Source organism: Streptomyces sp. NPDC052064 (assembly GCF_055585925.1).
This window is the reverse complement of sequence record NZ_JBVJJE010000018.1, coordinates 11984-31008: the sequence shown is the minus strand read 5'-3', so window position 1 is coordinate 31008 and position 19025 is coordinate 11984. Positions and strand designations below refer to the sequence as shown.

Here is a 19025-nt window from a genome sequence, read left to right as displayed (position 1 = left end):
GCCGGCGACGGCGGTGCCGCTCGCTCCGGGGCTGTCAGTCCTCCACCCTGATCCCCCACTGCGCCGCCAGCACCGGCGCCAGGTCCAGCAGCTGGGTCGTACTGATCACCGCCCCGGCCAGCCGGTCCAGCCCCCGGCTGATCTCCAGTGACACGGCCCCGCGCAGGTCGACGTCCTTGAGGGTCGCCGCATGGAGGTCGGCGCCCTTCAGCGCGCAGTCCACGAACTCCACGCGCTCCAGGCGGGCACCGCCGAAGTCCGGCTCGACGAGGACGCAGCCCGCGAAGACGACGTCTCTGAGCCGGGCCATGCGCAGGTTCAGATAGTCGATCTTGCCGCCGCGGACCAGCACCCGCTCCAGCACCGCCGCGTGCATCTGGGTCCCGCCGAGGCGGGCGTCGATCAGCTCGACGTCGCGCAGCGTCGCCTCGGCGAGGTCGGTGCCGACGCCCCGCACACTCGTGAGTGTCGAGTCCAGGACGGAGGCGTGCCGCAACCGGACCTCGTCCAGCGCGCAATCCGTCAGGGCGCAGTCCAGGAAGCGGGAGCCCGACCCGTCCTGCCCCGCGAGATCCGCCTCCCGGAACTCCAGCCCGTCGTAGTCCCCGTCCGGCTCCAGCCCGCCGCCCGGGAACGGCTCCAGCGCCGGCAGCCGGACCTCCGGTCGCCGCGCGGCCTTCACCCGCGTACCGCCCGCTCCCGTACCGCCCGCCGTACTCCTCGCCATGCGCCCATGCTGCAACACGCCACTGACAACAGCCCCTGACCTGCGAGGCAACGGGCCATGTCACATTCCGGGGCTCTCGACCGGTCGTACTCCCAGAAGAGAGTCGTCGAGTCCAGGGAGACCCCAGCCATGCACCGCATCACCGTCATCGGCGGCGGCTTCGCCGGACTGACCGCCGCCATCACCGCTGCCGAGGCGGGTGCCAAGGTCACCATCCACGAAGCCCACCACACCCTCGGCGGCCGAGCCCGCACCGCCGAGGGCCCGTACCGCACGAACGAGGGCCCGCACGCCCTCTACAACGGCGGCCCGCACTGGGCCTGGCTCAAGCAGCGCGACCTCATCGGGCCGCTCGCCCCGATACCGCCCCTGGAGGCCGCCCGGCTACGGCTGCGGCACCACGGCGTGCTGCGCCGCACCCCGCCCTTCCCGATGCTGAAGCTGCTGCGCCGGACCGCCGAACAGGCGCCCGTGGACGTCGACTTCCTGACCTGGGCGACCGGAATCGCGGGCGAGGAGGGGGCCCGGGCCGCCGCGCACTACTCGGCCGTCGCCCTCTTCCACCACGACCCCGGCTCCCTGTCGGCCGCGTTCGTGCAGGAGCGGCTGCGCCGCGCCACCAAGCTGCCGCCCGAGGCGCACTACCCGCGCGGCGGCTGGGCCAGCCTCATCGACCGGATGGCCGCCCGCGCCTGGAACCTGGGCGTCCGGATGGAGACCCTTTCCCGGATCGACACGCTCCCCACCGACACCCCGGTCGTCGTGGCCACCTCCCTCGACGCCGCCCGGCGCCTGCTCGGCGACGACTCCCTGACCTGGCCGAGCGGCCGTTCCGTCCTCGTCGACCTCGCCGTACGGACGCGGCGCGGGGACGCGTTCGTGGTCTCCGACCTCGACGCGACCGGCTGGCTCGAACGGTTCACCGCCCAGGACCGCGGGCTCGCCCCGGCCGGCGAGCAGCTCATCCAGGGTCAGATCCCCATCGCCCCGGACGAGTCCAAGGCCGACGGCGCCGCCCGCGCCGAGCAGCTGCTCGACCTGGGCTTCCCGGGCTGGCGCGAGCGCGTCACCTGGCGGCGCGAGGCCGTCGCGAACGGCCGTACGGGCGCGGTCGACCTGCCCGGCGCCAGCTGGCGCGACCGGCCCGCCGTGGACCGCGGCGACGGCGTGTACCTCGCCGGCGACCAGGTCGCGGCCCCGGGCGTGCTGGCGGAGGTCTCCTTCAACAGCGCCCTGACGGCGGTGTCGTTGGCACTCGGCAGGCGGGAGCTTGACCTCAAGCAAGCTTGAGGTTGAAGGCTTGGGGGCGCCGGACGAACTCGTCAGCACCGGACGAACCCACGAGGAGTTCCCATGCACGCCATCCGCCTGCACGCCTACGGCCCGGCCGAGAACCTCACCTACGAGCAGGTCGAGGACCCCCGGCCGGGCCCCGGCCAGGTCCGTGTCGCCGTACGGGCGGCGGGCGTCCACCTCCTGGACACCGCCCTGCGCGAGGGCGCACAGGGACCGGCGCCCGAGCCGACTCCCCTGCCCACCATCCCCGGCCGCGAGGTCGCCGGCGTCGTGGAGTCCCTGGGCGAGGGCGTCGCGGACCTGTGGCTCGGCAAGCGGGTCGTCGCCCATCTCGGCTTCGTCCCCGGCGGTTACGCCGAACTGGCCGTCACCGAAGTCGAACGACTGCACGAGATACCGCAGAACCTGGACTTCGCCGAGGCCGTCGCCATGATCGGCACGGGCCGTACGACGATGGGGATCCTCCAGTTCGCCGAGCTGGGCCCCGACTCGGTGGCCGTCGTCCCGGCCGCGGCCGGCGGCATCGGCACGCTCCTCGTGCAGTACGCCAAGAACGCCGGCGCCACCGTCATCGGCCTCGCGGGCGGACCGGAGAAGGCCGCCCGCGTGCAGGCGGGCGGCGCCGATCTCGCCGTCGACTACAAGGACCCCGCCTGGCCCGAGAAGGTCCGCGCCCACCTCGGCGGCCGGGCCGCGACCGTGGTCTTCGACGGCGTCGGGGGCGACGTGGCCCGCGAGGTCGTCGCCCTCCTCGGCCCCGGCGGCAAGCACGTCGTCTTCGGCTGGTCCGCCGAGGGCATCCACGACGGCGAGCCCTACCTCGTCGACGGCGTCTCCGAGCAGGTCCTCGGCCCCGTCATGCTCCGCAAGGCCGGCGGCCCCGACCCCGTACGCACCCTCGAACAGCGCGCCCTGGCCGAGGCCGCCGCCGGCCGGCTCACCCCGGCCGTGCAGCGCTTCCCACTCCCCGAGGCCGCGGCCGCGCACCGCGCCCTGGAGACCCGGGGGACGATCGGAAAGGTCGTCCTGGAGCCATGACGCGACGCCCCACCGGGGACCCCACGGGCCGTGGGGTCCCTCCTCCTCACAAGGGTCGGCCGGGACGGGTCAGCGGGCGACCGCCTTCGTCGCCGCGCTCACCGCCGACCCGTCCTTGTGCCCGGTGCGGTGCGCGATCACCTTCACGGTGATCTTCTTACCCCGCTGCGCCGCCTTCAGCACCAGCGAGGACTTGGTCGCCCCGCTGATCGCCTTGCCGTTCGCGTACCACTGGTACCCGTACGACGTCGCGGCCGGGCTCCACGTCCCGGTGGACGCCTTCAGCGTCCGGCCGACCTTCGCCGTCCCGCTGATCACCGGCGGCTTGGTCGCCTTGGGCGCGTCCCCCTTGGCCACGGTCACCGCCGCCGAGGACGCCGACCCGCTCTGCCAGCCGCTCCTGACCGCCGTCACGGTCACGGTGAGCTTCTTGCCGACCTGCGCGGCGGGAATCGTGTACGCCGACGCGGTCGCCCCGCTGATCGCCGTCCCGTCCGCCTTCCACTGGTACGTGTACGAGGACGGCGTCGCCGACCAGGTGCCCGGCGCGGCGGTGACCTTGGCGCCCACCTCGGCCGTGCCGGTCACCTTGGGGGCGGCCGTGTTCTCCAGCTCGGGCTGGGCGGTCACGGTGAAGGTGCCGCGCTGGTACTGCCAGCCACGCGTGTACACGCTGACGTCCCAGGTGCCGGTGGCCGCGCCCGTCAGGTCGACGGTCGCGGTCACCGTCCGGTTGTCCGCGGAGACCGAGTCCGCCTCCGCCGTGATCGTCTTTCCGGCCTGGCTGAGCCTGACCGTGACGTCCTTGCCGAGCGCGGTGCCGGTGACCGTTAGCTTCACCTTGGTGCCCGCGGCCCCGGTGTCGGGACTGACTGCGGTGACGTCCGTCTTCTCCGTGCCGCACAGCGTGGAGGAACAGGCCAGCTTGGCGCTGTAGGCCGTGCTGGACGCCTTCTCGGGCAGGCCGAGCAGGAACAGCGACGGCGAGGACCCGCCCGCCGGGCCACCGACCGAGCAGCGGTAGCCGGAGCTCCACAAGCTGCAGCCGTTGGTCCACTCGCTGTCGTAGAGCACGGGCACCGCCGTGGTGGTGGCGCCGGTCGTGTCCTTGATGTCGGCCTCGAACCGGTCGAACCCGGCGGTGGGCAGCGCCGCGCACGTGGCGGTGCGGGACTCGTTCAGCGTGCCGGTGACCGGCCCGTACCCGAACGCCACGGACGGCACCTTGGCGCACTCCGGGGCGGGCCCGCCGGCGGTGGCGATGCGCAACGCGTCGAGGCGGTACTCGGGCGCCGCCTTCTGCGTGGGCGGGGTCTGCACGAGGACCTGGTGGGTGGTGGAACCGGTGACCGCGCAGGGCGCGTTGCGGTCGACGCACTCCACCCGGCCGTCCCCGGCGACGACCGCGCTGTTGGCGGTGGCGAGGGCGTCGCGCACATTGACGTGCACGACGTCGGTGGCCACGCCCGTGGTCACCTGGTGGCAGTTGATGGTGCCCGGGGCTCCGTACGCGCTCTTCAGGGACGCCCCGCCGACCTTCACCGCCGCGGTCTTCGCACAGCCGGCCGAGGACGCGCTCGCGGTGACGTCCCGCCGCGTCAGGGTGTACGTGGCGGCCGCGTCCCGGCCGGTCACCAGCACGGTGTGGGCCTTGCCCGGGGTCAGCGAGCAGACCGTCCAGCCGTTGGTGGTGGCGTAGCGGTCGCAGACCCGCTTGCCGTCGGAGTCCAGCACCGAGAAACCGGCGGGCGCGGTCCCGGAGGTGGCGACCAGTTGGAGAGCCTCGGCCCGCGAGTGCGCGTCCGCCGGAATGCCCAGGCAGTGCGAGAAGACGCCCTCGCCCGTGGTGAGCGTGGCCTTCGCGCCGCCGGCGGCGAAACTGCCGACGGGCAGGACGGGGCAGCCCTCCGCGACGTCGGTGCGGTGGAAGGCCACCGCGTACTTGCCCATCGCGGAGTCGCCGCTGTCCTCGGTGTGCACCAGCGCGCGGTACGGCGCCTCACCGGTGAGCGCGCAGTCACCGCCCCGGAGCGCTTCCCCGTCGCACTGCGGGGTGCCGTCGCGGTCCAGGACCTCCACCTCGGGCGTCAGCCCGGCCGAGGACTGCGAGGTGAGCGCGGCGATCCGGGCGCCCTTCGGCACGGGCAACGTCAGGCAGTCGTACTGCCCGACCGTGCTCAGCTCCCCCTTGTACAAGCCGGTCTCGATCGCGACACAGCCGGCGTCGGAGGCACGGTCGAACACGACCAGCCGGTCACGGGACGGGGCGAAGGCGCTGGTGCCGAGCACCGCCGTGTAGGTGCCCGCCTCGCGGATCCGGCACGGGTCGGTGCCGGACTCGCACACGGTCCGGCCGCCGGCGTCGTACACCCGGACCGCCCCGGCCGACCGGTCCTCGTCCACGTAGTGCACGGTGTACGGCCCGGCCTTCGCGGCGGAGAAGGTGTAGCAGGCGTCCGTGCCGAAGTCCCGCGGCTCGATCGGTCCGTAGGGCAGGACCGACGCGATCGCGCAGCCCTGCGGGTCGTTCAGCCGACGTACCTGAAGCGCGTACTCGGCGGGGAAGCCGCTCTCCGCGCGGGAGACGTTCGACAGCACCCGGTAGGGGCCGTCGCCGGGCAGGACGCAGCTGTCCTCGCCGTCCTCCGGGAAGTGCTCGCAGATGCGGGCGCCGGTCGCGTCGGTGATCCAGGCGATCGACTCGCCGTACACCTTGGTGCCGACCGTCAGCCGGATCCGCTCCCCGGGCCGGCCCTCGAAGGCCTGGCAGTCCACGGCCAGCGGGCTCGCCGCGCTCCGGATCACCGCCGGCCGGTCCCAGCCGGTGCCGACCGGCTCGGCGCAGCCGCGGGTGCCCGAGCCGAGCGGGACGACCGTGAGCTCGGTCTGCTCGTCGTCGACCCAGCCGCTGTTGACGACCTTGACGGTGTACGTACCGGCCGCGGGCACCTGGCACCAGCCCTCGGCGCGGTACTCGTCGTCGAAGCAGTCGACCGCGGCGCCGTCGGCGTCGAGCATCTGCGCGTAGGCGTTGTTCTGGCTGTCGTCCAGGGTCACGAGGTGCAGACCGGCCGAGCCGGCCGTCACCGTGAAGCAGGCGCTGCTCTGGGCCGGGACGGTGGCCTTGCCGACGGCGTCGCCCGGGTCGCCGAACGGCGCGAGGGCGAGCGGCGCGCACTCCGGGTCGGCGGCCTGCGCGGGACCCACCATGGTCAGGGACAGCAGTGAGGCGAGGAGAGAGACGACAGCGGCGAACACGGCGGTCCGCCCGCGTCTCGGTCTCTCAGGCGGACAGGAGTCGTCGTCGGACATGAATCCCCCCTGGATCAGTGGTCGTTGAGGAGATGGTCGCACACAGGTACGACACAGTCTCAGCGAGTTTCCAGGGGCTCCCGCCCCCCACCTCAGGCCCCGGCTAATTCGCATGCCCCGGCCGGCACACGCCACTACCGTGCCAAGGGTGATCGACATTCCAAGGGAACTGGCGGCATCACAGGAGAAGTACAACGGCGAGGCAGGCCGCGCCTTCATCGAGGAACTGCCGGACCTGACGGCCGGCTTCCTCGACCGCTGGGAACTGAAGCCCGACGGACCGCCCATGCACGGCGTGTCCGCCCTGGTCCTCCCGGTCCTCCGCGCCGACGGCAGCCCCGCGGTCCTCAAGCTCCAGATCCTCGACGAGGAGAGCGAAGGCGAACCGGTCGCGCTGCGCGTCTGGGACGGCGACGGAGCCGTCCGTCTCCTCGACCACGACGAGGCCACCGGCACCATGCTGCTGGAGCGTCTCGACGAGACCCGGATGCTGTCCCACGTCCCGGACCCCCACCAGGCCGTCGTCACCATCGCCGAACTCCTCGCCCACCTCACCTCCTTCCCCGCCCCGCCCGGCATGCGCCGCCTCGGCGACATCGCCCGGGACATGCTGGACCGGACCCCGTGGGCGCTCGACCGCATCCCCGACCCCGAGGCCCGCCGCCTCGTCGCCGACTGCGCCGCCGCCGTACGCGAAGTCGCCGACGAGCCGGGCGACCGGCTCCTCCACTGGGACCTCCACGACGAGAACGTCCTCGCCTCCCCCCGCGCCCCCTGGCTCGCCATCGACCCCAAGCCCCTCGCCGGCGACCCCGGCTTCGAACTGTGGCCGGCCATCGACAACCGCTACGACCCCGACGACATCCTCTGGCGCTTCGACGCCATGACCGACATCCTCGCCCTGGACCGCCCCCGCGCCCGCGCCTGGACCCTCGGCCGCCTCCTTCAGAACGCCCTGTGGGACATCGAGGACGGCCGCCCCCTGGACGACGGCCAACTCGAGATCGCCCGCCGCCTGCGCGGCCACACCGGCTGACCCATGCCGTCCTTCCTCCCCGGCCTGGAACTCTCCCGCCGCTTCTGCATCGAGGCCGTACGTCCCCTCCTGGACGAGTCCCTCCCCGGCCTGCCCCACTCGGCCGCGCGCCTCGGCAGCGGCTCCGAGGTCCTCGGCTACGACACCCCGCGCTCGGCCGACCACGAGTGGGGCCCACGCCTCCAGCTCTTCCTGCGCCCGGAGGACACCCAGGCCCACGGCCCCCGCCTCACCGCCCTCCTCCCCCACCGCCTCCCGAAGACCTTCCTCGGACACCCCACCCACTTCGCCCGCACCGGCGACGACCCGGGCACCGACATCCGCGTCATGACCGGCACCGACGGCCCGGTCCACCACCGCGTCGACATCACGGACCCCGCCATCTGGTTCACGAGCCAGCTCGGCTTCGACCCGGCCCAGGGCGTCACCACGGCGGACTGGCCGGCCACCCCCAACCCAACACCTGGCCGAGGTCTCCGCGGGCGCCGGCTTCCACGACGGCCTCGACCGGCTCGCCCCGGCCCGCACCGCCCTGCGCTGGTACCCGCACGAGATCTGGCTGTACGTCCTGGCCTGCCAGTGGAAACGCATCTCCCAGGAGGAGGCCTTCGTAGGCCGCTGCGGCGAGGTGGGTGACGAACTCGGCTCCGCGATCGTGGCCGCCCGCCTGATCCTCGACCTGATGCGCCTGAGTCTCCTCATGAACCGCCGTTACCCGCCCTACAGCAAGTGGCTCGGCACCGCCTTCACCGCGCCCCCCAGGGCGCGGCGCTCAGCGCGGTCAGGGTGAGGGACCGGATGCGGCGCCTGCGTCGGCGTAGATCGAGTCCTGGGCGAGGGTAGTGCGAGGGACGATGCTCGTGGAGTAGGCGAGATGGCCGCGACCTTGGTCGTGACCGCCTGTGCCAGGAAGCATTGCAGACAGCAGAACGGGCCATCGGAGGCAGCGGGTTGTGCCTCCGATGGCCCGCGCTTAGGTGTGCAGCCGCAGCGGTCGTGAGTCCTCAGTGGCCTGCCGGCCTCATCCGGCGGCCGACATCAGGGCGCCGAACACGGCCGGAGCCAGGACCAGGCCGGAGGCTCGGGCGGCGGTTTTGTGCCCGTACTTTTCGGTGATCCGGCGCACGGCGAAGGCGGCGACCAGGGCGAGCGGGAAGACGACCAGCGCGGCCTGCTCGATGCCGATGCTGTGGTCGGTCAGGCGCCCGGCAGCGGTCATGGCCGCGCCGCCGACGAGCAGGGCCAGGAGTACGGATCCTGCTCCGAACCATCGGGCCTCGATGGCTTCGATGACGGCGCCGATGCGGGCGCCGGAGAGCTTCATCCTGACGGAGCTGCCCAGGGCCATGACCAGTACGGCGACGCCTGCGCCGAAGAAGGCCCACTGGAGTACCGTCGCGACTGTCTGCACAGGACGTTTCCTTTCCTCGGGGCCGGTCTTACCAGCAGTTCTTGATGACCTGGTCGACGCCGAGGATCTCGGCCGCGATGGCGCCGATACCCGTGCCGGACTCCTCGAAGACCTCCATGATCGCCTTCTTGAAGCTCTTCTTGCCGCGCTTCTTCTTGTCCTGGATCTTCTTGACGACCTTCTTGATACCGCCGAGCTTGTCGATGGCCTTCTTGACCTTGTAGATCTTCCCGATGGCCAGCAGGTTCGATCCCACGGCCAGCAGGATGCCGCGGGCGCATCCGCCGGCGTTGAACTTCATCGGCTGGACGCGGCCCTCGCCGGCCGTGTCGCCGAGGCGTGCCTGCAGCCACTGCTCGGTGGCCTTCTGCCCCTGAGCGAGCACGTCGTCAGGGATTTCGCTGACGAGTTGGAGGGCCTCCTCCAGACCGCGGAAGGCGTCCTCTTCGTTCAGGTTCTCCAGCACGTCGAGGCCGGTTTCCACCTCGGCGGCGTCAGTGGCACTCGCCACCACTGCCGTGTCTCGTTCAGCGGCCGTAGCAGTCGCAAGCGGTGCCGCGACCCCCAGTGCTACGGCCGCTGCCGTCAGCGCGGCGATGTCGCGGATCCTGTTCCGTCGGCCGTTCCCCTTGGCCAGCCGGTTTCTGTCTGTGGATGATGTCGACACATCGTCCCCCGGTACATGAATTTCCGTTGCCTATCCGCACGTTGGTCAGACGTGCGTACCGCGCCCGTGCCGCTACGTTGCCGACCGGCAGCCGTGCGAGATCGGCGCGACGTGACGATCTTGTGGTGAACGGGGCTACTGGGCAACAGTTTTGAGGAAGAGCTGAGCAAGGCTCTGCATGACCAGTTCGTCGCTGGATGCGAGCTTGGCGCTGAGCCTCATGTGCGAGGCATAGGGCTTCGGGCAGCCCCACCGCGGTCCCGCCGTAGCGAACTTCGCCAGGCGGCCCATCCTGCGTATCACCAGAGCCTGGAGCGGCTGCGCGGGATGGGCGCCCCTGGTCGGTCCGTATGAGCCTCAGCGTCCGATCGGTCGTGATCAGCGCCGCCGTGCTTGGGGCGGCTGCGGGGCCGGGGCGGCTGCGGGCGTGCGGATTGGAGCGTCCGGTCGCTGTGTGGTGCTCTCGGCCTGTGCCGCGCGGGCTATTTCCGCCAAGTACACCCTCCGCCACCTCCGTCGCCGACTCCGCGAGGGCGGCGCCACCCCACCCGACCTGCCACCCTCACTGGGCGACGTCGACCTGCCCGAACCCGAACCCGACACCACCTCGGAGGGACGCCTTTGAAGGGCTCCACCTACCGCCGCTGCTCCTGCCGCAACCCGAAGACCGGCATGGCAGCCGACGGTCCTTCGCCCGTGGCGGGTACGCCAGCCTCAAGGCGGCCCAGGCCGACCTCGACCACGTGCGCGCCCTTCTCGGGCTCGCCGAGTCGGACGACCCAGAAGGCGTCCAGCTGATCGCCGAGCTGCTTTCCGAGGTCAGCCGCGACAAGCTGCCCCTGCCCGACGTGGAGGAAACAAGGCGTCGCCTCAAGGCCGGCCGGGACCTCGTCGGCAGCCTCACCGTGGGCGAATGGCTGGACCGGTGGCTCGCGGGGAAGCGCATCCGGAAGACGGGCATCAGCCGCTACGAAACCGACATCCGCGTGCACCTCAAGCCCCACATCGGCGACCGACGCCTCAACCGGCTGCGTGTGAGCCACCTCAGCGAGATGTTCACCGCCATCACCGACGCCAACGCCGAGATCCTGGAGCAGAACGCCCAGCGGCGAGCGGCGGTCGAGGAGCTGGCGTCCGTGCCGTGGAAGGGCGTGGAGAACCGGGCCCGCCGCAAGGTCATGAAGGCGGCGATCGACGCGATGCCGCCCTTCTGCCGCGTCACGGCCCCGCCACACGCCAGCACATCAAGGCGACGCTCCGCGCTGCCCTGAACGATGCGGTCGGCCAGCAGATCATCACGTTCAACCCGGCGGCCCACGTCGACCTCGCCGCCGTCCGCAAGCCGAAGGCGCTGGTGTGGACGGACGAGCGGGTCGCCAGGTGGCAGCAGACCGGCGAGAAGCCCTCCCCCGTAATGGTCTGGGCGCCGGAACAGACCGGCGCCTTCCTCGACTTCGTGGCCGAGGACCGGCTGTACGCCATGTGGCACCTGATCGCCTTCCGCGGCCTGCGCCGCGGTGAGGCGTGTGGCCAGCCCTGGTCAGAGACCAACCTCGACCAGCACTCCCTCACCGTCACCGGCCAACTCGTGCAGGACGACGGTTGGAAGGTCGAGGCATCGGAGCCGAAGACCGCCAGCGGCTTCCGCGTCGTGGCCCTGGACGACGACACCGTCGGCGTCCTGGAGCGGCACCGCAAGCAACAGGAAGCGGACCGCGAGGAATGGGGCCCGGCCTGGGTCGAGACCGGCCTCGTCTTCACCCAGGAAGACGGCCCCTGGCTGCACCCTGGCAAGGTCACGGATCTCTTCGAGCGGCTCGTCGCAGCGTCCGGCCTCCCGCCGATCCGGCTGCATGATCTCCGGCACGGCGCGGCCACGCTCATGCTCGCCGCCGGCATCGAAGTCAAGATCGTGTCGGACACCCTCGGGCACAGCGACACCCGGATCACGCGGGACATCTACCCCGAGCAACAGAAAACCCCAGGTCAGCGGCTATCTAACCTGAGGTTTCTCAGAGCCCCCTGTCGGATTCGAACCGACGACCTACGCATTACAAGTGCGTTGCTCTGGCCATCTGAGCTAAGGAGGCACCGCGTACTACAACGCCGTACGCGAGGGCGGCACCACTCTACACAGAGCCCGTTTCCCCGAGCCACGAAGTTCCGTCCCGCCCGGGCTCACTCCACCTCGTACTCGAACCGGTACGCCACGGTCGCCTCCCCGTGGTGCGCGGTGAACCCGCCCTTCCCCCGCAGTCCGGCCAGCTCCCCGCTCCCGGACCCCCGCACCACCTCGAACGTGCAGTGCACCGTCCCGTCCTCGCCGAACCACCCCCGCTCCTCCACGGCGAAGCTCCCCTCCCGCCCGTCGAGCCGGCCGGTGATCAGTTCCATGCCGGTGTAGGAGCCGGTCTTCTGGGTGACGTAGACGATGCTGTACTCGCAGATCGTCCCGGCCGCCTCGATGCCGCCGCTGAAGGTGTTCCGGACGGAGGCGTGAGCGAGCCGGGGGGTCGCCTCCTCAGCCGGGCCGATCACGCGCTCCTGCCAGTCGGCGAAGGTGAAGTGTCCGGTGGTGGTCCGTGTGCCGGGCATGGGTGGGTCCTCTCGATCAGCCGATGGCCGTGCGGGCCGTCTGGGAGCACCACTCTCTTCCCCGTACCTGACATCTCCTGTCAGGTACGGGGATGCACTCCGGACAATGGCCCTCATGCGCGCCGACCGGCTCCTCTCCCTGCTCCTGCTGCTCCAGAACCGCGGGCGGATGACCGCGCCCGAGCTCGCCGCCGAGCTGGAGGTGTCGGTGCGGACGGTCTACCGGGACGTCGAGGCGCTGGGCGCGGCGGGTGTGCCGGTGTGCGCGGATCGCGGGCCGGAGGGCGGCTACCGGCTGGTGGACGGATACCGGACGCGGCTGACCGGTCTGACCGACGCCGAGGCCGGGTCGTTGTTCCTCGCCGGGATGCCCGGTCCGGCGCGGGATCTGGGACTGGGAGCGGTGCTGGCCAGTGCCCAGCTGAAGGTGCAGGCCGCGCTTCCGGCGGAGTTGGCCGGGCAGGCACGGCGGGTGCAGGAGCGGTTCCACCTGGACGCGCCGGCGTGGTTCCGGGAAGCCGATCCGGTGCCGTGTCTGGAGCCGGTGGCGGCAGCCGTGTGGGAGCGGCGCGTGCTGCGGGTGCACTACCGGCGGTGGCGGGGGGAGGTGCGCCGGGAGGTGCGGCCGCTGGGGCTCGTCCTGAAGGGCGGCATCTGGTACCTGGTCGCTTTGGCGGAGGAGGCCGTGCGGACGTACCGGGTTTCCCGCCTGCTGACCGTGGAGGAGACCGGGGAGCTCTTCGACCGTCCGGCCGGCTTCGACCTGGCCGCCTACTGGGAGGAGTCGTCCCGGCGGCTGGAGGCCGCCCTGCGGCAGGGTGTCGCCCGGCTGCGTCTCTCACCGCGGGGGCAGCGGCTGCTGCCGATGCAGTTCGGGGCGGCGGGTGCGCGGGCCCTGGAGAGCGCGGGCGCGTCGGACGCGGACGGCTGGGTGGAGGTGGAACTGCCCGTGGAGGCGGAGGCCGTGGCGGTCGGGGATCTGCTCCGGCTGGGTCCGGAGGCGGAGGTCCTCGGGCCGCCCGAGCTGCGGCAGGCCGTGGCACGGGCGGTGGCGGCGCTGGCGGACCGGTACGGGCAGCGGTGAAGCCCTTCGAAAATTTCCGCGAAGTTCACAGGCCCGGAGGTACTGACAGACAGGTGAACGCCAGGTACCGTCCTGAGCCAGTTCACACGCGTGGACTACACCACAACGGAATACCGTCGTGGCACCACCTTCCTACTCGGATCGTCCGGCACGTTCCTGCCGGTAGAAGGGGTTCATTCACCATGGCCACTGTCTCGTTCGACAAGGCGACCCGGATCTACCCGGGTTCCACCAAGCCCGCCGTTGACGCGCTGGAGATCGACATCGAGGACGGCGAGTTCCTCGTCCTCGTCGGCCCGTCCGGCTGCGGCAAGTCCACCTCGCTCCGCATGCTCGCGGGGCTCGAGGACGTCAACGCCGGCGCCATCCGCATCGGCGACCGCGACGTCACCCACCTGCCGCCGAAGGACCGGGACATCGCCATGGTGTTCCAGAACTACGCGCTCTACCCGCACATGACCGTCGCCGACAACATGGGCTTCGCGCTCAAGATCGCCGGCGTCAACAAGGCGGAGATCCGGCAGAAGGTCGAGGAGGCCGCGAAGATCCTCGACCTCACGGAGTACCTGGACCGCAAGCCGAAGGCGCTCTCCGGTGGTCAGCGCCAGCGTGTCGCCATGGGCCGCGCCATCGTGCGTGAGCCGCAGGTGTTCCTCATGGACGAGCCGCTGTCCAACCTGGACGCCAAGCTCCGTGTGTCCACGCGTACGCAGATCGCCTCGCTCCAGCGCCGCCTGGGCATCACCACCGTCTACGTCACCCACGACCAGGTCGAGGCCATGACGATGGGCGACCGCGTGGCGGTCCTCAAGGACGGTCTGCTCCAGCAGATCGACACCCCGCGCAACATGTACGACAAGCCCGCCAACCTCTTCGTGGCCGGCTTCATCGGCTCCCCGGCGATGAACCTCGTCGAGGTCCCGGTGACCGACGGCGGCGTGAAGTTCGGCAAGTCGGTCGTGCCGGTGCAGCGCGACGCGCTCGCCGCCACCACCGACAAGACCGTCACCGTCGGTGTCCGCCCCGAGCACTTCGACGTGGCTGGTCCGGAGGCCGAGCTGGGCCTCGCGGTCACCGTGAACGTGGTCGAGGAGCTGGGCGCCGACGCCTACGTCTACGGCACCGCGAAGGTCGGCGACGACTCCAAGGACCTCGTGGTCCGCGTGAGCGGCCGTGACGTCCCGGAGAAGGGCAGCACGCTGCACATCGTCCCGCGCTCCGGCGAGACCCACGTGTTCTCGACCTCCACGGGCGCGCGCCTGTCCGACTGACCATCGACAAACGCCCAACCCCGGGTGAATCGCCCAGGTTGACGAAGAGGGCCCCGCAGCGCGCTGCGGGGCCCTTCTCGTTGTCGACAAATACCCCGGCAGACCGGACGTTTCGAACGGTGTGCGTCAACGCCTTACCCAAATATGGGCCCTTTCTCATCCCCCGAACCGGTGACTAAATGTCTACAAACCATTACCCCGCGCTACTCTCACACGCGTGAAGCATTCCATGAACCAACCGACGCGACGCGGCCGGGGCCCCGCCCGCCGGATCGGCCGCACCCTCGCTTTCGTCCTGCCCGTCGTCCTGGTGCTCTCCGGGACCCTCGCGGTCACCCGAGTCAACTGGTCGGGTAGCCCCTCCGACCCGGTGCTCACGGCCGCGGACACCAGCACGTCCGCCGGCACTCCGCGGGCCGCCAAGCGCGCCCCGCAGGACGTCCTGCGCGACAAGCTGCTGACCGAGCTCCAGGAGGAGAACCCGGGCGTCGCCCTCACCCACCTCCAGCAGGCCGTCAACGGCCGCCCGTCGCTGGCCCGGCACTGCGCGTCCATCGCCCGCACCCTCGGCCAGGCCGCCGTCCGGGTCTACGGCCCGACGCGCGCCCAGTCCTACGCCCGCCCGGTCTGCGACACCGCCTTCGCCACGGGTGTCGCGGCCGCGCACGGCTGAGCGCACCGCCCTGTCGCCGAAGGAGAGGGGTGGGAAGCCGGCAGCGATTGACGCGGAACCTTCGTCCGCCGCGGTCACGGGCGGGACGCCACGTACAGTTCGGTCTCATGAGCGATCCGAGCGCCGCGTCCCGCCCCGTTCAAGCCGTCGTTCTGGCCGGAGGCCAGGGCTCCCGGCTGCGTCCGTACACCGACGACCGGCCCAAGCCGATGGTCGAGATCCCCGGGACGGGGACACCGATCATCGGCCATCAGCTGTCCTGGCTCGCCGAGGAGGGCGTGACGGACGTGGTGGTCTCCTGCGGCCACCTCGCCGAGGTGCTCCAGAAGTGGCTGGAGACGGCCGATCTGCCCGTCTCCGTCACCACCGTCGTGGAGTCGGAACCCCTCGGCCGCGGCGGCGGCCTCAAGTACGCCGCCGCGCATCTGCCCCACCCGGACCAGCCCTGGTACGCCACGAACGGCGACATCTGGACCCGGTTCTCGCTGCGTGACATGGCGGACTTCCACACCGAGCGGGACGCCGTCGCGACACTGGCCCTGGCCCGGCCGCGCCTGCCGTGGGGCGCGGTGAAGACGGACGGCTTCGGTCGTATCACGGACTTCATCGAGGCCCCGCCGTCGACCTTCGAGATCAACGCGGGTGTGTATGTCTTCTCCCCCGAGTTCGCGGGGCTCCTGCCGGACCGGGGGGACCACGAGCGCACGACGTTTCCCCGGCTGGCCCGCGAGCGGAAGCTGGCCGGGTTCACGATCCCTCAGGGGTCGTATTGGCGTGCGATCGACACGGCCAAGGACTTGACGGAGGCTGCGAAGGAACTGGCGGCTTCGGGGCGCTGAGAGCTCGGGAGGCTGTTGTCGTTTCGCGGCTGCCCGGCTCGTTGTGGCTTGTCGCGCCCACGCGGCGGAGCCGCACATCGACACCGCCCGCGCCCCCGAGAAGGCAGCTCCCGCACCCGCAAGAAGGGGCCCCGCACCTCGAAGGTGTGGGGCCCCTTCTTGCTCGTGGCGGTCGGCTAGCCCAGCAGGCCGCCCACCAGGCCCCGTCGGCCCGTGGACGAGGAACCGCCGTCGCCCGAGCCGCCGTCGCCCGAGCCGCCGGTCGATCCCGTGCCGCCGGTCGCCGTGCCACCGGTCGCCGTGCCGCCGGAGGTGGGGCCGGACGTGGTGCTCGGGGCCTGGCCGGCCGGGGAGGACTGCTGGGGCGGGGCCTGGCCCGCGCTGCCCTGGGTCTGGCTGGGCGAACCGCCGGTGACCGTGCCGGCGTCCCGGGTGGCGCCCGGCCTGGTCGTGGTGCCCGCGCTGGGGCTGGCCGAGCCGGCCGTGGCGCCCTGGGTGGGCGAGGTGGAGGCCGACGGGGTCCGCCTGTCCTGCCGCTTGCCGGGTGCGTCCGGGAGCGGGGAGCCGGGCAGTTCGTTGCGCGGGGCCTCGCCGGGTCCGGGGACGACGACCCGGTCGGCGTCGCGGACGGCGCCGCCGAGCAGTGAGCCGACGAGGAGCGTGAGACCGACGGCGACGGCGGTGACGAGGGCGCCGCGGCGCAGCACGTAGCGGCGCAGGCCCCAGATGTCGGCGCGGGGTCCGAGGCGGCGCCAGGCGCTGTCGGCCAGGCGGCCGTCGACGGAGTAGACGGGGGCGCCGGCGATGATCAGCGGGGACCAGGCGGCGAGGTAGATGATGTCGGGGGTCTCGTAGGCGGGAACGCTCTTCCAGCTGACGGTGACCAGCAGCGCGGCCGAGAGCAGGGCGCCGAAGGAGGCGCTGACGCGCTGCCAGCAGCCGAGGACCGTCAGGACGCCGACGATGACCTGGGCGAAGGCGATGACGAGTCCGGAGCCGACCGGGTGCTCGAGGGCGAACTGGCGCAGCGGCTCGGCGACTTCCCAGGGGTGCAGGGTGTTGAGCCACTTGACCATGGAGCCGCGCTTGCCGCCGTCGAAGTAGACGGGGTCGCACAGCTTGCCCATGCCGGCGTAGATGGAGATGAAGCCGAGGAAGACGCGCAGCGGGAGCAGGACGACGCCGAGGTTCATCCGGCGGCCCGGGTAGTAGGCGTGCCGCGCCGGGTCGTCGCCGTGGCGCTTGGCGGGCCGCTCGGTGTCGTCCGTCTCGGCGGCGAGGTCCTCGAACTCCGCTTCCGTACAGGCGGGTTCGTCGTAGGCGCTGCCGACCGTGCGCATGTGCGGCAGCAGCCGGGTGGCGTCGGCGGGCTCGTACGTGCGCTGCGGGCCTACGACGGGGGTCTCGACGGTCTGGGTGAGGTCGCTCTGGTAGCCGCCGTCCTCGTAGCCGTCACCCTCGTAACCGGTGCCGCCGTAGCCGCCGTCCTGGTATCCGGCGCCGTAACCCGGGGCCTGCGGGTCGGTGCCCACGCGGGAGATGACCTGGGTGGCCCCGGTGTCCGTGGCGGACTCGTCGGGGTGGCGGACGCTCTCGTGCCGGACCGCCTGGAGGAGCCGGTGGGCGCCGGTGTCGTCGGGCGCGGACTTTCCGCTCCAGACGACGGCCCGGCGGCGGGTGGTGGCCCCGTCCGCCGCGCCCCCGGCGGTGACGACGGGGATGCGGGCGGTGTCCTCGCTGGCGGTCAGGTGCCGTGCGACCCGTGGGGACTGGACGCGACGCGTCGAGACGCCCAACTGCACGCGGAAACTCGCGTGATTGACGATGACCTGCGCCGGGTCGCTCGGAACCTTCACCATGCTCAGCGCGGGAGCGTCGTCGAGTCCCGACGAGCGGTCCCCCGTGGGTGTGCGGGGTGTTCTGGTGTCCACACTCATCTAACCGAGTGACGTCGGGATAGGACACTGCCTTGACCAGCCGGATGTGTCCGGCTCCCGTCAAGCTCGTCCTCGTCGCCCCGATGTTCCCGGAATTACGCCGCACAGGTGAGGTGGCGGACGCCTGTTCAGCTGCGCCGGCGGGCCGCCTCGTACAGCACGATGCCCGCCGCCACACCGGCGTTGAGCGACTCGGCGCCGCCCGGCATCGGGATCCGCACCCGGAAGTCGCAGGTCTCCCCGACCAGCCGGGACAGCCCCTTGCCCTCGCTGCCGACGACGATGACGACGGGCCCGCCCAGGGCCTCCAGATCACCGAGTTCGACCTCGCCGTCGGCGGCCAGACCGACGACCACGATGCCGGCCTTCTTGTAGGCCTCCAGCGCGCGCGTCAGGTTGGTGGCGCGGGCGACGGGCGTACGGGCGGCCGCACCGGCGGACGTCTTCCAGGCACCCGCCGTCATCCCGGCGGCCCGCCGCTCGGGTACGACGACGCCGTGCCCGCGGAAGGCGGAGACGGAGCGGACGACCGCGCCCAGGTTGCGCGGGTCGGTGACACCGTCGAGCGCGACGATCAGCGGGTCCTCGCCGTCGTCGAGGGCGGCGTCGGCGAGGTCCTGCGGGTGGGCGTACTCGTACGGCGGGACCTGGAGCACGAGCCCCTGGTGGTTCAGCCCGTTCGTCATCCGGTCGAGCTCGGGGCGGGGGGCCTCCATGAGGTTGATCCCGCCGCGCTCGGCGGCGAGCTGGAGTGCCTCACGGACGCGCTCGTCGTTGTCGATGAACTGCTGGACGTACAGCGTGGAGGCGGGCACGCCGTCGCGCAGCGCCTCGTAGACCGGGTTACGGCCGACGACCAGCTCGGACGTGGACTTGCCGCCGCGGCCCCGGGGCGCGGGACGGCGCGCGGTCTGCCGCGCCTTGGCGCTGGCGACACGGTTCTTCTTGTGTCCCTTGCGCATCTCGGCGGGCGGAGTGGGGCCCTTGCCCTCCAAGCCCTTGCGCCGCTGGCCGCCACTGCCGACCTGCGCGCCCTTCTTGCCGGACATGCGGCGGTTGTTGGCTGCCATGACCTACCTGTCTGTGGGTTCGGTGACGTACGTCTATGCAGTGTGCCGCCCGGAGGCCCGGGCGGCACA

The 19025-nt window shown here is 71.9% G+C and carries 14 protein-coding genes, 1 tRNA gene and 3 pseudogenes; 10 read left to right on the top strand and 8 right to left on the bottom strand.

What is annotated here, in order from left to right:
* Positions 1–34: 34 nt before the first annotated feature.
* On the bottom strand, positions 35–727 hold the full coding sequence (locus ACZ6TU_RS36015; RefSeq protein ID WP_469553024.1) for a pentapeptide repeat-containing protein: 693 nt from the start codon (positions 725–727) through the stop codon (positions 35–37).
* A 129-nt stretch (positions 728–856) separates the two neighbouring features.
* Between ACZ6TU_RS36015 and ACZ6TU_RS36010 the strand changes: the two genes are divergently transcribed.
* Positions 857–2017, top strand: a complete 1161-nt coding sequence (locus ACZ6TU_RS36010; RefSeq protein ID WP_467672651.1) for an NAD(P)-binding protein — start codon at positions 857–859, stop codon at positions 2015–2017.
* 63 nt (positions 2018–2080) lie between these two features.
* Entirely contained in the window at positions 2081–3061 is a 981-nt protein-coding gene (locus ACZ6TU_RS36005; RefSeq protein ID WP_467672649.1) for a zinc-binding dehydrogenase, read from the top strand.
* Between the two features lie 69 nt (positions 3062–3130).
* On the opposite strand, the gene ACZ6TU_RS36000 is transcribed toward ACZ6TU_RS36005, so the two are convergent.
* Positions 3131–6373 (bottom strand): Tat pathway signal protein, encoded by a 3243-nt coding sequence (locus tag ACZ6TU_RS36000; protein ID WP_469553022.1) that lies wholly within the window; start codon positions 6371–6373, stop codon positions 3131–3133.
* Positions 6374–6485: 112 nt separating this feature from the next.
* Between ACZ6TU_RS36000 and ACZ6TU_RS35995 the strand changes: the two genes are divergently transcribed.
* The gene (locus ACZ6TU_RS35995; RefSeq protein ID WP_467672645.1) at positions 6486–7409 is read left to right on the top strand and encodes an aminoglycoside phosphotransferase family protein; all 924 of its coding nucleotides are present in this window, start codon (positions 6486–6488) and stop codon (positions 7407–7409) included.
* Between the two features lie 3 nt (positions 7410–7412).
* Positions 7413–8169: pseudogene (locus ACZ6TU_RS35990) on the top strand (DUF4037 domain-containing protein); the annotation flags it as partial.
* Positions 8170–8430: 261 nt separating this feature from the next.
* Here ACZ6TU_RS35990 and ACZ6TU_RS35985 read toward each other — a convergent pair.
* Positions 8431–8820: a hypothetical protein gene (locus ACZ6TU_RS35985; RefSeq protein WP_469553020.1), complete on the bottom strand. Its 390-nt coding sequence runs from the start codon at positions 8818–8820 to the stop codon at positions 8431–8433.
* Positions 8821–8848: 28 nt separating this feature from the next.
* Complete coding sequence (locus tag ACZ6TU_RS35980; RefSeq protein ID WP_469553018.1) at positions 8849–9331, bottom strand: hypothetical protein; 483 nt, start codon at positions 9329–9331, stop codon at positions 8849–8851.
* Positions 9332–9959: 628 nt separating this feature from the next.
* On the opposite strand from ACZ6TU_RS35980, the pseudogene ACZ6TU_RS35975 reads away from it, so the two are divergent.
* A pseudogene (locus tag ACZ6TU_RS35975) lies at positions 9960–10112 on the top strand (transcriptional regulator); the annotation flags it as partial.
* Positions 10109–11450 (top strand): annotated as a pseudogene (locus tag ACZ6TU_RS35970) (tyrosine-type recombinase/integrase); the annotation flags it as partial. The pseudogenes ACZ6TU_RS35975 and ACZ6TU_RS35970, both read left to right, overlap by 4 nt.
* Positions 11451–11503: 53 nt before the next feature.
* Here ACZ6TU_RS35970 and ACZ6TU_RS35965 read toward each other — a convergent pair.
* Together ACZ6TU_RS35965 and ACZ6TU_RS35960 are read right to left on the bottom strand one after the other, a co-directional pair.
* Positions 11504–11577, bottom strand: a tRNA-Thr gene (locus ACZ6TU_RS35965).
* Positions 11578–11665: 88 nt separating this feature from the next.
* Positions 11666–12082 (bottom strand): DUF3224 domain-containing protein, encoded by a 417-nt coding sequence (locus ACZ6TU_RS35960; RefSeq protein WP_467672640.1) that lies wholly within the window; start codon positions 12080–12082, stop codon positions 11666–11668.
* A gap of 115 nt (positions 12083–12197) precedes the next feature.
* On the opposite strand from ACZ6TU_RS35960, the gene ACZ6TU_RS35955 reads away from it, so the two are divergent.
* The 4 genes from ACZ6TU_RS35955 (at position 12198) to ACZ6TU_RS35940 (ending at position 15949) form a co-directional block, all read left to right on the top strand.
* Positions 12198–13166, top strand: a complete 969-nt coding sequence (locus tag ACZ6TU_RS35955; protein WP_469553016.1) for a helix-turn-helix transcriptional regulator — start codon at positions 12198–12200, stop codon at positions 13164–13166.
* Between the two features lie 182 nt (positions 13167–13348).
* Positions 13349–14437, top strand: a complete 1089-nt coding sequence (locus ACZ6TU_RS35950; protein WP_467672636.1) for an ABC transporter ATP-binding protein — start codon at positions 13349–13351, stop codon at positions 14435–14437.
* A 217-nt stretch (positions 14438–14654) separates the two neighbouring features.
* A complete protein-coding gene (locus ACZ6TU_RS35945; protein WP_467672634.1) occupies positions 14655–15110 on the top strand; it encodes a hypothetical protein in 456 nt (151 codons plus the stop codon).
* Positions 15111–15217: 107 nt separating this feature from the next.
* Complete coding sequence (locus ACZ6TU_RS35940; RefSeq protein WP_020271870.1) at positions 15218–15949, top strand: nucleotidyltransferase family protein; 732 nt, start codon at positions 15218–15220, stop codon at positions 15947–15949.
* Positions 15950–16125: 176 nt separating this feature from the next.
* On the opposite strand, the gene ACZ6TU_RS35935 is transcribed toward ACZ6TU_RS35940, so the two are convergent.
* Entirely contained in the window at positions 16126–17886 is a 1761-nt protein-coding gene (locus ACZ6TU_RS35935; RefSeq protein WP_469553013.1) for a DoxX family protein, read from the bottom strand.
* Positions 17887–18014: 128 nt separating this feature from the next.
* Positions 18015–18956 carry a 23S rRNA (guanosine(2251)-2'-O)-methyltransferase RlmB gene (rlmB, locus tag ACZ6TU_RS35930; RefSeq protein ID WP_467672630.1) on the bottom strand — a complete coding sequence of 314 codons (942 nt, stop codon included), beginning with the start codon at positions 18954–18956 and terminating at the stop codon, positions 18015–18017.
* Positions 18957–19025: the final 69 nt, after the last annotated feature.

Coding starts and splice junctions, on each gene's coding strand:
- ACZ6TU_RS36015 (WP_469553024.1), bottom strand. CDS start 727: ATGGCGAGGAGTACGGCGGGCGGTACGGGAGCGGGCGGTACGCGGGTG.
- ACZ6TU_RS36010 (WP_467672651.1), top strand. CDS start 857: ATGCACCGCATCACCGTCATCGGCGGCGGCTTCGCCGGACTGACCGCC.
- ACZ6TU_RS36005 (WP_467672649.1), top strand. CDS start 2,081: ATGCACGCCATCCGCCTGCACGCCTACGGCCCGGCCGAGAACCTCACC.
- ACZ6TU_RS36000 (WP_469553022.1), bottom strand. CDS start 6,373: ATGTCCGACGACGACTCCTGTCCGCCTGAGAGACCGAGACGCGGGCGG.
- ACZ6TU_RS35995 (WP_467672645.1), top strand. CDS start 6,486: ATGCCCCGGCCGGCACACGCCACTACCGTGCCAAGGGTGATCGACATT.
- ACZ6TU_RS35960 (WP_467672640.1), bottom strand. CDS start 12,082: ATGCCCGGCACACGGACCACCACCGGACACTTCACCTTCGCCGACTGG.
- ACZ6TU_RS35955 (WP_469553016.1), top strand. CDS start 12,198: ATGCGCGCCGACCGGCTCCTCTCCCTGCTCCTGCTGCTCCAGAACCGC.
- ACZ6TU_RS35950 (WP_467672636.1), top strand. CDS start 13,349: ATGGCCACTGTCTCGTTCGACAAGGCGACCCGGATCTACCCGGGTTCC.
- ACZ6TU_RS35940 (WP_020271870.1), top strand. CDS start 15,218: ATGAGCGATCCGAGCGCCGCGTCCCGCCCCGTTCAAGCCGTCGTTCTG.
- ACZ6TU_RS35935 (WP_469553013.1), bottom strand. CDS start 17,886: ATGAGTGTGGACACCAGAACACCCCGCACACCCACGGGGGACCGCTCG.
- rlmB (WP_467672630.1), bottom strand. CDS start 18,956: ATGGCAGCCAACAACCGCCGCATGTCCGGCAAGAAGGGCGCGCAGGTC.